The sequence below is a fragment of the Algoriphagus alkaliphilus genome (genome assembly GCF_900103735.1).
GTDB lineage: Bacteria > Bacteroidota > Bacteroidia > Cytophagales > Cyclobacteriaceae > Algoriphagus > Algoriphagus alkaliphilus.
Genome location: NZ_FMXE01000005.1, coordinates 177919 through 192448 on the forward strand (window position 1 = coordinate 177919; position 14530 = coordinate 192448).

The window sequence follows — 14530 nt, forward strand, 5'->3', positions numbered from 1 at the left end:
TTTCAAAATCGTAAATCCAAAATCAAAAATCGTAAATCCCTTTACTCACTCTTCAAGCTGTCAATCGGATTGACCACCGCCGCCCGATACGATTGGGATAGAATTATGGCAAAACTGATTAGCAAAATAGCCCCTACTCCTATTCCGATAGGAATCAACCCAATGCTAACTCTCGAAGCAAAGAAATTGAGCCACATGGTATTGATAAAAAAGGCTGCGGGAACTGACAGAAAAACAGCAAGGCCCAATAACTTGATAAACCCTTTCGAGAGCAAATAGATAATTTCGGGAATGCTTGAACCCAAAGTCTTCCGTATTCCAATTTCCTTGACTCGGGTTTGAGCGGTGTACATTGCCATCCCAAGTAAGCCTAGCAGGGAAACGAAGATTGCCAAAAACGATATTAGACCTATCACCTTCATGACATCTCCTAAGACCTGATGAATAAATAGCAGCTCTTGATCTAGGTATTTGTAGGAAAATTTTGAGTCAGGATTTACTTCCTTCCAGGCAGATTCAAGAGAGGCCAAAGTTTGCTGTTGGTTTTGGCCGGACACTTTCACTAAGGCAAATGCTAGTGCATCATTCCTGTTGCGCAGCACCAAACTTTCCATTTCCCGATCTGGAGAGAGAAACTGAAAATCCCTTACTACTCCCGCGATCTGTACATTCTTAAATTCTTCCCACTCATTCAAGGTCAATTGACGGCCGATGGCCTGGTCATTGCTGCCAAGGTTGAATGTTTTGACCGCAAACTCATTGATCAAAACCAGGTTTTCACTGCCCTCAACAGGCAAATTTTCACCTGAAACAATATTCAGCCCTAGCACATCCACTGTTTGGTTGTTGATATCAAAGAAATTAGATTGAACACTATCCGTGGGAAAGTCGGGATTGACAACCTCCAAACTGAGATTCCAGCCCCCACCGGGAATCAGGGAAGTTGCCCCTATCTCAGAAACTGCCGGATTAGAAGCTACAGCCTGCGCAAAGCGCTGGTAATTGTCAGGATTGTAAAGCTTCACATTTATGATATTTTCCTTGTCAAAGCCATAGTCAAAATTCAACATATGCCTGGACTGCGACTGGATCAAAACGACGGATATAATGAAGATCAGAGAAATCGAAAACTGAAAAACCAGTAGGACATTTCTGATCCCCAAACTTTTAAAAATCCTCACATTACTCAGCTTATTGAACAGGCTGACCGGATTAAGTTTTGCCACATAAGTCGCCGGAAGTATTCCAGCCACAAATCCCACCAGAACACTAAATCCTATGAAAATCACTATCCCTGGCAGACTTTGGCTGAAAGAAATCTTCAAGTACTGATTGAATGTCAAACCCAAAAATCCCTGCTCGAGAATCTGAAGCAGAAGAAAGGCAAAAAATAAGGAGCAAAGTGAAATCAGGACCGCTTCAGTGATGAATTGAACAAAAATCTGGGATTTATTGGCTCCTGACACTTTTCTTACTCCCACTTCCTTCAGACGTGTCAAAGACCTAGCTACAGCCATATTGGTATAGTTCAGACAGGCCGAGAACATCACGATCAGGCACAAAACACCCAAAATCCACAGGACAACTTTTGGGATAGAGACATGTGTGGTGTTGCTGATGAATTCTGTCGGAGAAAGATCCCGCAAGGCCATGGCCTTGAACGAATGCTTATTATCGTATTTCGGTCCATAGATTTCTTCAGAAATTTGATCCAGATTGGCCTGAAGATCTTCCTTGCTTTGCCCCTCTTTCATCAGGACGTAAGTATAGTTGGTCCAGACATTTTCCCAGTTGTTATCCTCGATTGTTCTGACAGCCCCTGCTGGCAAAGACTTCATGGTGTTCAGCGAAGCCAGAAATTTGAATGGAAGGTGCGTCTTTCCCGGATTGGGATTCAGTACACCTGTGATGGTGAAGTAACCAAAATCTGTGACTGAATTTCCTTCCTCGATATCCATGGCACGCATGTCTTTATCCTGAAACCTCACCGACTTGCCCAGAGCCGATTCACTTCCAAAAAGAATCTCAGACATTTCCGAGGTGATCACGAGGGAATAGGGCTCATTTAATGCCGTGTTTGGATCACCTTCTTTGAAACTAAAGTCAAGAATCTGAAACAGATTACCTTCAGCAAAATAGCCTCCTCCAGTCGCAAATTTATCCGCATAAATTACGTCACCTCCGATTTCACTGTTGATCGCGGCAGCTGCTTCGATGCCTGGAAATTCGGTTGTGAGTTTTTCGGCGAGGGGCAAAGCAGAACTCGCTGACTCCCCGGTGTTTTCCTGATAGCGCGTAGTGTGAACCCGATAGATCCTATCTTTTTTGGAATGGTATGTATCAAAACTGTATTGGTCCATCCCAATCATAATGATGAGCAGGCAAACCGACATACTGACTGCCAGTCCAAGTATATTGATCAGGCTAAAAGATTTGTTGCGGAATAGATTCCTCCAGGCTATGATGATGTAGTTCTTGAGCATAGCTGTTAGATATCACTCAAGGGTTGGAGGTTACAAAACTGAAAGAAAATTTTTAGGGTTAGTTTAAATGAAATTCAGGATCTCACTGCGACTGCCAACTTTACCGTCTTGTCTCTTGCTTCTTGTGTCTAAAATCTTAATACTAGATACTTCAAAACTACTCGTCCTTTAGCGTCTTCACCGGATTCATCTGTGTAGCCCGGAAGGATTGAGCAGAGACGATGGCCAGTGTAAATCCAATTCCAGCCAGTGCCAAAACGAGGAAACTGATCCAAGAAGGCCAATCTTTGACTGCAAACTGAGCAATCCAATCTTGCATCAAATACCAGCTTAATGGCAAGGCAACCAGCACTCCTATTAAGGTGATGTAGAGAAATTCCTTATTAAACATCCAAGAAATACTCAAGCTCGAAGCACCAAGCACTTTTCGGATCCCGATCTCCTTGGTTCTTCCGGCGATACTCAAAGCAGCCATTGCCAGCAAACCCATAGCGGCGATCAGGATTGCAATTCCTGCTGCCAGAAACACCATTTTTCCCAATCGCTCATCTGCACGATACTGTGACTCCACAGCCTCATCCATGAAGCTGAAACTGAAGGCTTCAAGAGGAAAAACTCTTTTCCACTCTTCTTCCAGCATGGCTCGGAAAGCTTCAAAATCTGTCCCTGTACCTTTTACAATCACTTTGGGATTGGTTGCCGAACTGATCATCAGCATATTGATTCCGCTGAAAATGATTTCTGGATTTTTGGCTAAAATGACTGGTTCGATGGCGTTGTATAATGAGTTATGGTGGAAATCTTTCACCACACCCACGATCTGGTGGGGATTGATCCGAACACTTGGCAGCAATTCGCCAAGTGGATCATCCCATTTCATGGCTTTGGCAAAAGTTTCATTGATCAAGACCGCACTGCTGTCCGAACCCGGAAGTGGATTGAGTTCGCGGCCTTCGGCAAGCTCCAGCCCCATTGTTTTGACATAATCCCCGCCTACGAAATTGAGTCTGAATTTAAACTGCTTTCCATCCTCGGTTGGAAAACCTCCATTCCAGAATGCATTATCGCCATAGGTGGAGATCGTAATGCCCGCCGATTTCACTTCAGACCGAGCAGTCAACGCCTGACGGTAGAGTTCCGCTTGTGCAAAACCAGCATTGATAGAGGTGGTAAAACTGGTACTGGGCACTTCGGGTACATCCACCAGCACGACCATTTCCTGATCAAATCCCAAATCAAAATTTCGGATCGCATTCATTTGATTGACCATAATCAAAGTAGATGCGATGAGCAAAAAAGAGATAAAGAATTGGAAGGCAACCAGGCCTTTCCGCAAAGCTTGCTTACCAAATCGAATGGAAAGCGTTCCTTTAAGTACTTGAATCGGGCGCAAACTTGACATGAAAAATGCAGGATATGCACCTGCCATTGCGGTGATTCCCAAAAGCAAGCCTACCAAAATCAGAACTTGAACCGGACCATAGACTAATTCAAGTTGCTTTTCAAAAAGGTCATTGAATGTCGGCAACAATGCCTCAGCGAGCAGTAAACCCAGGATCAAAGCTGAAATCGTAATCAAAAACGCCTCGGTCAAAAACTGAAAGACCAACTGACCAAACTCCGCTCCCATCGTTTTGCGCACGCCTACTTCCTTGGCTCTGGTAGTTGCGCGACCGATAGCCATGGTGGTAAAATTGATGCAGGCGATCAGGAGAATCAAAAATGCAATTCCGGTTAGAATCCAAAGTAACGAAGGTCTGGTAGTCTCCGCCATCCCGGAATTGGGATCATCAGAAAGGTGAATATCGGCCATCGGCTGCAGGCTGAAGAGATACCCACCCTCTTTGTAGTCAGTCCCCAAAGCTTTTTTCATCATTCCTTCGACACCTGCTTCGATGGCATATTTAGCTTCAGAGTTGGTGGTTTTGATATAGGTATCTCCATAGACATTGTACCAGGAAGTCTGACTTTCATTGCTGATCGAATAATCCATATTCAGATTATTCATCAGGATCTCAAATTCGATACTCGAATTTGCAGGAATGTCTGCCAGCAGTCCCGTAACTTGATATTCTTCGAAATTATTCCCCATTTTCAGGCGGATGGATTTTCCGAAAGGATTAGCATCCCCAAAGTACTTTTTGGCGACGGTTTCAGTCAGGGCCACACTGAACTTATCTTTTAAAACCTGGGATTTTTCACCTTCCAGCAGCTCGAAACTGAAAATCTCAAAAAAGTCCGGGCTTACCATCATATACTCCTGGTTCTGAGTGGTAGACTCGTCGAGGTAAGCTTGTGCCGAAGCGCTAATTAACTGTGTGGCATGAGTTACTTGGGCAAATTCACTCTTGAATGTAGACGCTGTAAGGACAGGAGTGGAATAGGAACGACCACCTTCCCCATCACTCTTTTCGAGGCGCTCCAATCTAAAAACCGTATCCCTGTCCTGATGAAAATCATCAAAGTTCAGCTCAAACTGCACAAAGAAGAAAATCAGGATACTGACTCCCAAACCCAATGTCAATCCGATCAAGTTGATCCCTGAATGGAGTTTGTTTTTGGTCAGGTTGCGAAGGGCGATTTTGAAGTAGTTTTTGAGAATTGGTTCAGATTGGAAGATTTTAAAATTTGAAGATTTGGGCAATTCGGGTTAGAAAGTGGTAAGGCGTTAAAGTTGTAAGGTTTCCTTTGGTCAAGGGCCAAACTCTATTCACGCCCTCGTAAATGGTATTTCATAAATCGTAAATTCTTTTGTTTCTAGTCTCTCGCCTCTTGTGTCTAAAATCTTGATACTAAATAATTAAAACCTTCATTACTCGCTTCTCAATAATTTGGCTGGATTGACCATGGCGGCTTTGATCGCTTGAGAGCTTACTGTCAGAAAGGCAATCAACAGAGCAATCAGTCCTGTCCCGATGAACACTTTCCAATCTAACTCAATCCGATAGTCAAATCCTGCCAACCATTCGCTCATCGCATACCAAGTAATGGGCACACCGATCAGCATGGCGATCAGCACGAGTTTGGTAAATTCTCCGGAAAGTAAAAGCACCAATCCCTTCACGGAAGCTCCTAGCACTTTTCTTACAGAAATCTCTTTGCTGCGCTGCTCTGCAATAAATGCTGCCAAACCAAACAGCCCCAAACAGGAAATCAAGATTGCCAGTACAGAGAACACGGTAGTTAGCGTCTTGACTTGCTGTTGATCTGCAAATTTTCGGGCGTGGACCTCATCGGCAAAAGTATATCCGAATGGCGAACCAGGATTGAATTTCTTAAAAATCGCCTCTAATTGAGCTATCGTCTCTGGTAAATCGGCTTCAGAAAGGCGGATATGGATAAAGTTCTGCTCGATCTGAGGCCCAAAAATCAGGATCCCGCCCGGCTTACCAAATGGAGAATCGATGATAAAATCCTTGACCACGCCGATAACATGATATTCCGCATCGCCGTCTTTGATGATCTCCCCGATAGGATTTTCAAATCCCATAAATCCCAAAGCAGTTTCATTAATCAAAACTGAAGAACTATCTGCAGGATTGGTATAAACATCGATATCACGACCTGCAATGAGTTCCAATCCGGCGGTTTTCACCACATGGGCATCTGCTCCCATCCGTTGGATTGTAGGCATGAATGCATCATCTTTTCCCTGCCATTTCATCATATTGGTGTCGCTGTATTGTTCGGTGAAAGGAGAAAAAGTACTGGAAATCGATACCACTCCTGGCAAGGCTTCTACTTCGCCGCGCAGCGCTGAAAAGTTTGTCTTCAGTGATCCCGTCATTTGGTGGTAAATCAAGTTTTCGGTATTCAAACCAAAGTCTCGGGTTTGGACAAATTGCATTTGATTTCGAATGATCCAGGTACTGGCAATCAAGACCGCCACGATGGTAAACTGGAAAACCACCAAAGCTTCTCTTGGTTTAAACCAAGTTTTTGTGAAACTCATGTGGGACTTTAAAACCATTGCAGGTCTGAACGAACTCAGTAGAAATGCAGGATAAGCTCCTGCAAGGATACCCGTCAGCAATACATATCCAAGAGAAAAAAACCAAAAATAGGGTTGATCATAAGGCAAACTCAGTTCCTTACCGATCAATTGATTGAATCCCGGAAAAGTCAGGGTGATCATCAACAAAGCCAAGACATATGCTGCCACAGAAATCAAAACAGATTCAGCGAGAAATTGACCAATCAGCATGCTCCGGTCAGCACCGGAAACTTTTCGGATGCCTACCTCTTTGGCTCGTTTTTCACTTTGAGCCGTGCTGAGGTTGACAAAATTGACGCAAGCGATCAGCAGGATGACAATCCCTACCAGACCAAACATCCGGATCAGATCTATTCTTCCACCCACCGATTTTCCATTTTCAAATTCGCTCTTTAGATGAAGATCAGACATCGGAAACAGAAAATCACTCGTGTTTTTGATATCTGCATTTCGAAGAGAGAAATCTTTGAATTTCTCATTGAATGTGGTCAAATCGGTTCCAGGTGCCAGCATCGCAAAAGTCCGGCAGTTATTGTTTCCCCAAAAATCTCCCGCCCAGCCCATTACTTCCATCTTTTTGAAAGGAAGAAAAGCAGTGAACCGGAAATCGGTGTTTTCCGGCAAGTCAGCTATCACAGCCTTGACTTCAAAGTCAAGTTCAGACTCCACTTTGACTGATTTTCCAAGGGATGATACGTCTCCAAAAAGCTTTTTTGCAACCGATTCGGTCAGGATTATATTATCAGGAGATTTCAGCGCTTCCACTGGATTCCCTTCCAAAACCCGGAAGCTGAACATCTCAAAAAAGCCAGGATCAACAAACGATACTTGTTCGTAGTAACTGTTCTCCCCCACCGCCAAGACCATCGGGTCCCACTCAGTGACATGAGTCACTGCTTCTACCTCAGGATATTGCTCTTTCAGCGCAGCTGCATAAGGCGTCGGGGTGTAGTCCCAACTTAGGACATTTCCCTGATTGACATTGGTGCGCCAGACGGCGTAGATGCGGTCGGATTTCTCATAGGTACTGTCAACTGAGAATTCGAACTGAATCCAGACCATAATCAACACAGTCGCGGCCATACCAATTGCCAGCCCACCGATATTGATCAATGCAAAGCCTTTCTTTCTAATTAGGTTTCTCCAGGCGATTTTAAGGTAGTTTTTCCACATGTTCTTATTGGTTGAAAGATTGGAAAGTGGTAAAGTTGTAAGGTTTCCTCCGGTCAAAGCAACTATTATTCAAGATTTAGTAAATCGTAAACATTTAGTCTCTCGTATTTTGTCACTTCATCTCTTGTTTTTCTTGCTTCTTTTCTCTTGCTTCTCGTTTTTAAAATCTTGATACTATTGTCTTAATACTTGATAATGTGACCTTAGTCCTTCATGATACTATTTATCGGATTTGCATTTGCAGCATTAGTGGTTTTGTAGATTACAGTAATCATTGCAACCAAAAGCGTAATCAACGCAGAACCAATCAATAAGAAACTGGTATTGTCAATCGTATCGGTAAATTTCTCAAGCCATTGGTTCATGCCGATGTATGCCAAAGGAGCTCCAATCACCACTGAGATCGCTACCAAAACAATGAATTCCTTGGAAAGCAATTGGGTCAATTCTGACAAGGAAGCTCCCAAAACCTTCCGAACTCCAATTTCTTTGGTCCTCTGGTCTAAGCTAAATGAAACCAATCCCCAAATACCTAACAAACTGATTAAAATCGCCAGACCTGTGAAGGTATAGGCCACTTTCTTGAGACGGATTTCCTCTGCATATACTTTGCTCATCTCCTCATCTAGAAATGTGAATTCAAACGGTACTTCTGGATTGATACTGAGCCATGATTTTTCCATTTCCGCTATCAATTCAGAAGGATTCTCTCCATTGAAGCTGACCACTAAATTTGCAGGCATAGTGCCATAGAAAGTCGCAACGGGGTAAACCTCACTCTTGAGCGAAAGGTAATTATAGTCTTTGATCACTCCCACAATTTCCCATGCAGGACTCGATTCGCTATTTAAATTCCATTGCTCAAAAAAGCTTCCTACCGCTTCTTCCTGAGCAATTCCAAAATTTTTCAAAAAAGATTCATTGACTACCATTTTGTTGCTGTCGGTTTCAGCTACTGTTCTTCCTTCGAGAAGTTGAATGTCCATGGTTTCAAAGAAATTCTCCCGAGCATAATTCAGCTGCACTACTTTCCCATCGCTGACAGAGGTTCCCTTTTTGTAAATTTTGTTATCATACCAAATGTTTTGAGAAGGATAGAATTCGCAACCTGTCACCGAGTTTACCTGTGACAATCCTTCAAACTGCGATTTTAGAGAATTGTAATTTGCAGAGGAAGTAGCGGTCTTTAAGGGGATCACCAATTTCTGATTTTTGGTGAAGCCTGGATCCTTTTCGTTCAGGTGGGATAGTTGTTGTGAAACCACAGCTACTGCATATACCAGAAGAAACACCATTGAAAACTGAAAAACCACCAGGCCATTGCGAAGGGAAAAAGAGGATCTTGCAGCCTTGCTTTTGACTTTGAACACCTTATTCACATTGATCATCCCAAGGTAAAAAGCAGGATAAGCCCCCGAAATAATTCCTGTGGAAAACCCTAAGGCTAAAATCGGAAGGAGCATCTGAGGGGATAAAACATCCTCACTTACCAAGGAGCTGTCAAACAACTGATTCAAATACGGAAGTGAAATGATCAGGATTGGAAGTGAGATGATTACAGCAAAAAGTGAGAAAAAGATCGATTCAATTACAAATTGATACATCAGCGATTGGCTGGATGCTCCATTTACTTTCCTCACTCCGATTTCTTTGGCACGTCTTAAAGCCTGAGCCGTTGTAAGATTGATATAATTAATGCAAGCCATTAATTGTACAAAAAATCCAATTGCAATTAGGATGTAGAGGTAGTTGATGTCCGAAATTTTTCCTAGGGGATAACTGAAATGTGCCGATCTCAAGTTTAAATCTTTGATGGGAAAAAGGCCTAAAGTCTTATCCATATTTCCAGCTTTCAATTGCTCTGCTCCATGTTTTTGAAGAAAATCAGGAAGTTTCAATGCTAGCTGATCTGGATTTGTATTTAGGCTCAGTTGAACATACGTGTGCACAAAATTATTTCCAGCCCAACCATCATTGGTCAATACAAAATTTCCCAACCCTGTACTTGCCATACTAAGCAAAAAGTTTGGAGTCAAGTGTGTTGGTCCTGCATGTTCATCAAATACTGCGGTGACTTTCGCCTGAATTTCTCCTTCCTCATTGGTAAGCAGCACCTCTTTGCCCACGATGGCATTTCCTTTTCCAAACAGCTTTTCTGCCAAGAACGATGAAAGCACCAAACTTCTCGGCTCCATCAGGGCTGTTTTCCGATCTCCTTCCAACAGCGAAAAATTGAATACCTCGAAAAACGTTGAATCCACTAAGTAACTATTGGATTCAAAAAATGATTTGTCCGAGCCTTCCGGTTTCATCAGGAACTCCCCTCCCATGCTTACAACCCTAGTTTGCTGAATAACTTCCTCAAAATCCTCCACCAATCCCGGCCCAATTGCTGGACTGCCAGAAATCAATTCCATATCCGGAAATTCTCCGCGGTTGTTGATGAAAGTGGTGACCTTGTAGATATTCTCGTAATTGTCAAAATGCTTTTCAAAGCCAAATTGGGACTGGACATACAGAAGAATTGCCAAACTGCAGACCGTTCCCGCGGTTAAGCCTACCAGATTGATAATCCCGAAAGTTTTTAGATTAAGGAAGTTTCTCCAGGCGATTTTGAGGTAGTTGAGGAACATAGCTTGACGGGAAATGGACAGTTAGTTCGTAATTCTGATTCCACTTTTATGCCACCAAAAATAGACTCGCATCGTTCAATTCAGGCTTTTTTAATTTTTTAGCAACCTATCAGCGAACTTTTTTGTCCGTTGACGGGCAAAGTCTTTCAAAATCATAACTAGTCTTTAAAACAAAATTGGACCTTGAAACAATATGCTCGAGCCAGACTTCAATCAGAAATCAGGACTTTGTGATAAATTTTATATCAAATAGTATGACTGAATGATAGATTTTTTGTCAGAAAGTAACACGCTAAAGGATTGAAAATCATTTATCTTTAATTGAACCCAATCACATTGACCATGTTGTATCCCGCAATTCTTTACTTAGCCATGGCTTTTCAACCTAGGAACGAACCTATTTTCGAGGAACAAATTTTGGACTCCGAAGTCGCGATTGGCTATGGATTAGCCATCGGAGATGTGGATGGGGACGGGAAGGATGATATCATTTTAGCCGATAAAAAAGCTTTTGTCTGGTATCGAAATGGCGATTGGAAGAAGTTAGTGCTAGCGGAGAATCTCACCCAATCCGATAATGTCTGCATTGCGGCACGGGACATGGATGGAGACGGCAAAGTAGAAATTGCCGTCGGGGCGCAGTGGAATCCCGGCGAAACTTCGGACACCGAAAAGTCCGGAGCGGTCTTTTACCTCAATCGCCCCGAAGATCCCACCCAAAATTGGACTCCCAAGCAACTTCACCACGAACCCACCACACATCGCATGCGCTGGGTAAAAAATGGAACTAAAGCTCATCTGATCGTAGTCCCCCTGCATGGCAGAGGCAATGCCAATGGGGAAGGCGCGGGAGTAAAAGTGATAGCTTACGAGTTGCCTGAAAACCCATCAGATGAGTGGAAAATAGTTGTAATCGATGACAGCATGCATCTGACCCATAATTTGGACGTGATCGGTTTTGAAAGTGATAATTTGATTCTTTTAGGAGGAAAAGAGGGTGTCAAGCTTTTATCTCAATCCAGATCGAATTGGAATTCGGAGGAAATAGGACTTCCAAGCAGCCCAAGCGTGGGAGAACTCCGATTGGGAAGTGGTGCCAACCAAGTCCCTTTTTTGGCAACGATCGAACCCATGCATGGCACGACGCTGGTAGCTTACGAGGGATTTGACGATAATCTCAATTCTGAAAACGTAAAAAGAACCGTTTTGCATACTCAGCTAAAAGATGGTCATGCCCTTGCTCTTGGGGATTTTTTAGGTTTGGGATCGGATCAGATCGCCGTGGGTTGGCGCTTGCCCAATGAAGCAGGGGAATTTGGAGTGAAGCTTTTTGTGCCAAAAAATGGTTCATTCAGTGAATTCGAGGAGTTTTGGATTGACAAAAACGGTATGGCCTGCGAGGATTTGCAGGCAGCTGATCTCGATGGAGACGGTAAACCGGAACTCATCGCATCCGGCAGATCCACGAAGAATCTGAAGATTTATTGGAATAAGAATTAAAGCCCAAAATTAAGCGGGTACTGGGAGTGTAAAAAGACCAAATTTTAGTCAGGAAAGCGAGTGGAGACAGCCTTTTGCAAGAATGTATATTCAGAAATCAGTGAGTGGAGACACTCACTGCGGCAAAGACATTCACTGCGGCGGAAAGAATCTGAAGATTTATTGGAATAAGAATTAAAACCCAAAATTAAGCGGGTACTGGGAGTGTAAAAAGACCAATGCCGTGAGTGGAGACACTCACGGCGGCGGAAGTTGGGCCACTCACTGAGGCGGAATGAAATGTCCGCCCACATGAGTATCCCCACTCATATGATTGAGATAAATTTCTCGCCTACGTGAGTGTCCTCACTCACGTGATGAAGGTTAATATTGAACTATAAGTTTTTAGCGCTATGGAATTAGAAAAGATCTACTTTTTTACAGCCACAATTCATAATTGGCTCCCACTTTTAAGAAAGAATTCATACAAGGAAATCATCATCTCAAGTTTGAAATTCCTAAAACTGAAAGGACTGATAAACATTTACGGATTTGTAATTATGCCAAATCACATCCACCTGATTTGGGAAATGCTGGAAATGAACGGAAAAGAATCGCCCCACACGAGCTTCCTAAAGTTCACCGCACATCAATTTCTTCAAAAACTCAGAAAAGAGGATTTAAAAACGCTTGAAATGTATCAAGTCAGTTTGACAAATAAGAACCATTGCTTTTGGCAAAGAGATGCATTACCGATTGAGGTTTATTCTGAGAAAGTCATTTTTCAGAAATTGGATTACCTTCATGCAAACCCTTGTAGGGGAAAATGGATGTTGGCAAACAGTCCTGTTGAATACAAATACTCATCACACTCGTTTTATGAAACTGGCAAAGATTCCTTTGGATTTTTAACTCATATTGGAGATAGACTTTAAGGTATTCTGTTAAATTCTTTCGCCCACGTGAGTGTCCTCACTCACGTGGTTGTTTTATTCAATCCTAATTTTTGGAAGACATATTGCATGTGATTTAATTTTAGTCGGGAAAGTGAGTGGAGCCCTCCCTTTTGGCAGACAGGCATTGGCAAGAAAGAATATCCGAAAAGCAGTGAGTGATGACACTCACTGCGGCGAAGACATTCACTGCGGCGGAAGTTGGGCCACTCACTGAGGCGGAATGAAATGTTCGCCCGCGTGAGTGTACTCACTCAAATGATTGAGATCAATTTCTCGCCCGCGTGAGTGTCCTCACTCACGTGATGAAGGTTAATATTGTGCGAAATTATTTTTAGTTTGGCAGTTTACCGATTAGTACACCGGGAATATGCCTTTATTTGATGTTTTTTGAATTATCACAAAAACAAAAAACTCTGTAAATCAGCTATTTACAGAGTTTTGGTTTGGTTTAGAATCCTATAGTGTCGGGGTGACAGGATTTGAACCTGCGACCACACGCCCCCCAGACGTGTACGCTACCGGACTGCGCCACACCCCGATTTTGGGTTCGAATTTACAATTTTCAAAGATTCTAGAAAGCTTTAAAAATTATTTCCTGAACACTCAAAATAAAGTGTCTGGATTTCAATAAGTTCGGATACTCTGATTGAGCTTGTTAGGACTGATTTTTCTTAGACTGGCTAAACAGGGCCTCAAAATTAGTTTGACAGCAATGTTCACAACAAACCGATCCGGGATTCATAAGTAAAGCCTTTCTCAACGCCTCTCGCCCATTATTAAATGGCCCGAGATAATCTCGGTCAATCGCATCGGGAATCTGCGGACACTCTTTTTCGTGAATTTCAAAATGGCCAAGGTCATTTGCCTTGGAGGATAGATAAAAGAATTTCATAAAGCTAATTTTCAATTTCGTCAAAAATACGATGCTAAAAACTCTTGTAACATACCCTATATAGGGTATTTTTTCCATGTTTTTGAAAAAAAATCACTGAATATTACTACTTATCTCCGGGCCTGATCTCGAATTGACGCATTGGCATAGCATCGATAATTCTAAAAATCGCAGCGGGTGTAGGCGTTCCGATACCTGAATTTTTAATACCTCCGTCCAGCCCTATTAAAACCCACTTTTCTTTAACAGTTGGATCAAGCTCCAATTTTCTCAAAAAGGCCACAGATTGAATGGGTTCCTTGAAATTTGAATTTCTTAGCTTGTATTCCCTGAATTGAAAATACAACAGCTTCCTTGTGGTTAAATCCTTGGCCAAATCTTCTGAAAGCCAAGCAGAAAAATCTCCTTCTCCGGTGTAGATTAAAATCCGATGTTTCCAAAGCAAATCCTCAGGAACACAATCCTTTTGAAATAAAGACATAAAAACAAAAGCAATCAACCAATTCATAGCTTCTAAACATTATAAATTAATTTGATTATCCGCAATCCTGCCAGTAAGAAAGATTAGGCTATATAAAGTTGCGGATAATCGTCCACAGACGACTGTCAACAGTCCACAGCTCGTCTCATCGGACTTCTATCCTTATTTCCTATGGCTACTGGTAAGAAAGCGGATATACAGATAAATTAAAAACAGTTTTAAGTTTTCTTATGGTAAGAGTATAAGTTTTACCCACATCGATTAATTTATCTTCAGTTTCGAAGGTATAATTTATTCAATTAAATTTTCAATCAACTCATTTATTAACAAATCCTTACAAAATAAAATCAATTCTTATACGAAATTAGAAGAATAATAAATAATAAATTATTGCAATCGTGAATTCAAGGCTTAAGAATTTTTATCTGACTTAAATATA

Annotated in this window: 9 protein-coding genes and 1 tRNA gene; 3 read left to right on the top strand and 7 right to left on the bottom strand. The window is 42.2% G+C overall.

Features of this window, described 5'->3' with window-relative positions; translation table 11 throughout:
- Positions 1-41: 41 nt before the first annotated feature.
- The 4 genes from BLQ81_RS04530 to BLQ81_RS04545 all read right to left on the bottom strand — a co-directional run bounded on the left by BLQ81_RS04530 (position 42) and on the right by BLQ81_RS04545 (position 10283).
- Positions 42-2483 carry an ABC transporter permease gene (locus BLQ81_RS04530; RefSeq protein ID WP_092728759.1) on the bottom strand — a complete coding sequence of 814 codons (2442 nt, stop codon included), beginning with the start codon at positions 2481-2483 and terminating at the stop codon, positions 42-44.
- 157 nt (positions 2484-2640) lie between these two features.
- Positions 2641-5127: an FtsX-like permease family protein gene (locus BLQ81_RS04535; protein ID WP_092728760.1), complete on the bottom strand. Its 2487-nt coding sequence runs from the start codon at positions 5125-5127 to the stop codon at positions 2641-2643.
- Positions 5128-5295: 168 nt separating this feature from the next.
- A complete protein-coding gene (locus tag BLQ81_RS04540; RefSeq protein ID WP_092728761.1) occupies positions 5296-7650 on the bottom strand; it encodes an ABC transporter permease in 2355 nt (784 codons plus the stop codon).
- Between the two features lie 203 nt (positions 7651-7853).
- Positions 7854-10283: an ABC transporter permease gene (locus BLQ81_RS04545; RefSeq protein WP_092728762.1), complete on the bottom strand. Its 2430-nt coding sequence runs from the start codon at positions 10281-10283 to the stop codon at positions 7854-7856.
- Between the two features lie 342 nt (positions 10284-10625).
- On the opposite strand from BLQ81_RS04545, the gene BLQ81_RS04550 reads away from it, so the two are divergent.
- The 3 genes from BLQ81_RS04550 to BLQ81_RS22905 all read left to right on the top strand — a co-directional run bounded on the left by BLQ81_RS04550 (position 10626) and on the right by BLQ81_RS22905 (position 12932).
- Positions 10626-11783 carry an FG-GAP-like repeat-containing protein gene (locus tag BLQ81_RS04550; protein WP_092728763.1) on the top strand — a complete coding sequence of 386 codons (1158 nt, stop codon included), beginning with the start codon at positions 10626-10628 and terminating at the stop codon, positions 11781-11783.
- Positions 11784-12175: 392 nt separating this feature from the next.
- Positions 12176-12697: a transposase gene (locus BLQ81_RS04555; protein ID WP_092728764.1), complete on the top strand. Its 522-nt coding sequence runs from the start codon at positions 12176-12178 to the stop codon at positions 12695-12697.
- A 112-nt stretch (positions 12698-12809) separates the two neighbouring features.
- Positions 12810-12932 (top strand): hypothetical protein, encoded by a 123-nt coding sequence (locus BLQ81_RS22905; RefSeq protein WP_262481037.1) that lies wholly within the window; start codon positions 12810-12812, stop codon positions 12930-12932.
- A gap of 250 nt (positions 12933-13182) precedes the next feature.
- Here BLQ81_RS22905 and BLQ81_RS04560 read toward each other — a convergent pair.
- The 3 genes from BLQ81_RS04560 to BLQ81_RS04570 all read right to left on the bottom strand — a co-directional run bounded on the left by BLQ81_RS04560 (position 13183) and on the right by BLQ81_RS04570 (position 14118).
- Positions 13183-13256: transfer RNA gene (locus BLQ81_RS04560), tRNA-Pro, on the bottom strand.
- Between the two features lie 117 nt (positions 13257-13373).
- Entirely contained in the window at positions 13374-13688 is a 315-nt protein-coding gene (locus BLQ81_RS04565; protein ID WP_245693171.1) for a hypothetical protein, read from the bottom strand.
- 28 nt (positions 13689-13716) lie between these two features.
- Positions 13717-14118 carry a DUF4174 domain-containing protein gene (locus BLQ81_RS04570; RefSeq protein WP_092728765.1) on the bottom strand — a complete coding sequence of 134 codons (402 nt, stop codon included), beginning with the start codon at positions 14116-14118 and terminating at the stop codon, positions 13717-13719.
- Between the last annotated feature and the right edge of the window lie 412 nt (positions 14119-14530).

Excerpts from the sequence above, each read along its gene's own strand:
- BLQ81_RS04530 (WP_092728759.1), bottom strand. The coding sequence starts at position 2,483 with ATGCTCAAGAACTACATCATCATAGCCTGGAGGAATCTATTCCGCAAC.
- BLQ81_RS04540 (WP_092728761.1), bottom strand. The coding sequence starts at position 7,650 with ATGTGGAAAAACTACCTTAAAATCGCCTGGAGAAACCTAATTAGAAAG.
- BLQ81_RS04545 (WP_092728762.1), bottom strand. The coding sequence starts at position 10,283 with ATGTTCCTCAACTACCTCAAAATCGCCTGGAGAAACTTCCTTAATCTA.
- BLQ81_RS04550 (WP_092728763.1), top strand. The coding sequence starts at position 10,626 with ATGTTGTATCCCGCAATTCTTTACTTAGCCATGGCTTTTCAACCTAGG.
- BLQ81_RS04555 (WP_092728764.1), top strand. The coding sequence starts at position 12,176 with ATGGAATTAGAAAAGATCTACTTTTTTACAGCCACAATTCATAATTGG.
- BLQ81_RS04565 (WP_245693171.1), bottom strand. The coding sequence starts at position 13,688 with ATGGAAAAAATACCCTATATAGGGTATGTTACAAGAGTTTTTAGCATC.
- BLQ81_RS04570 (WP_092728765.1), bottom strand. The coding sequence starts at position 14,118 with ATGAATTGGTTGATTGCTTTTGTTTTTATGTCTTTATTTCAAAAGGAT.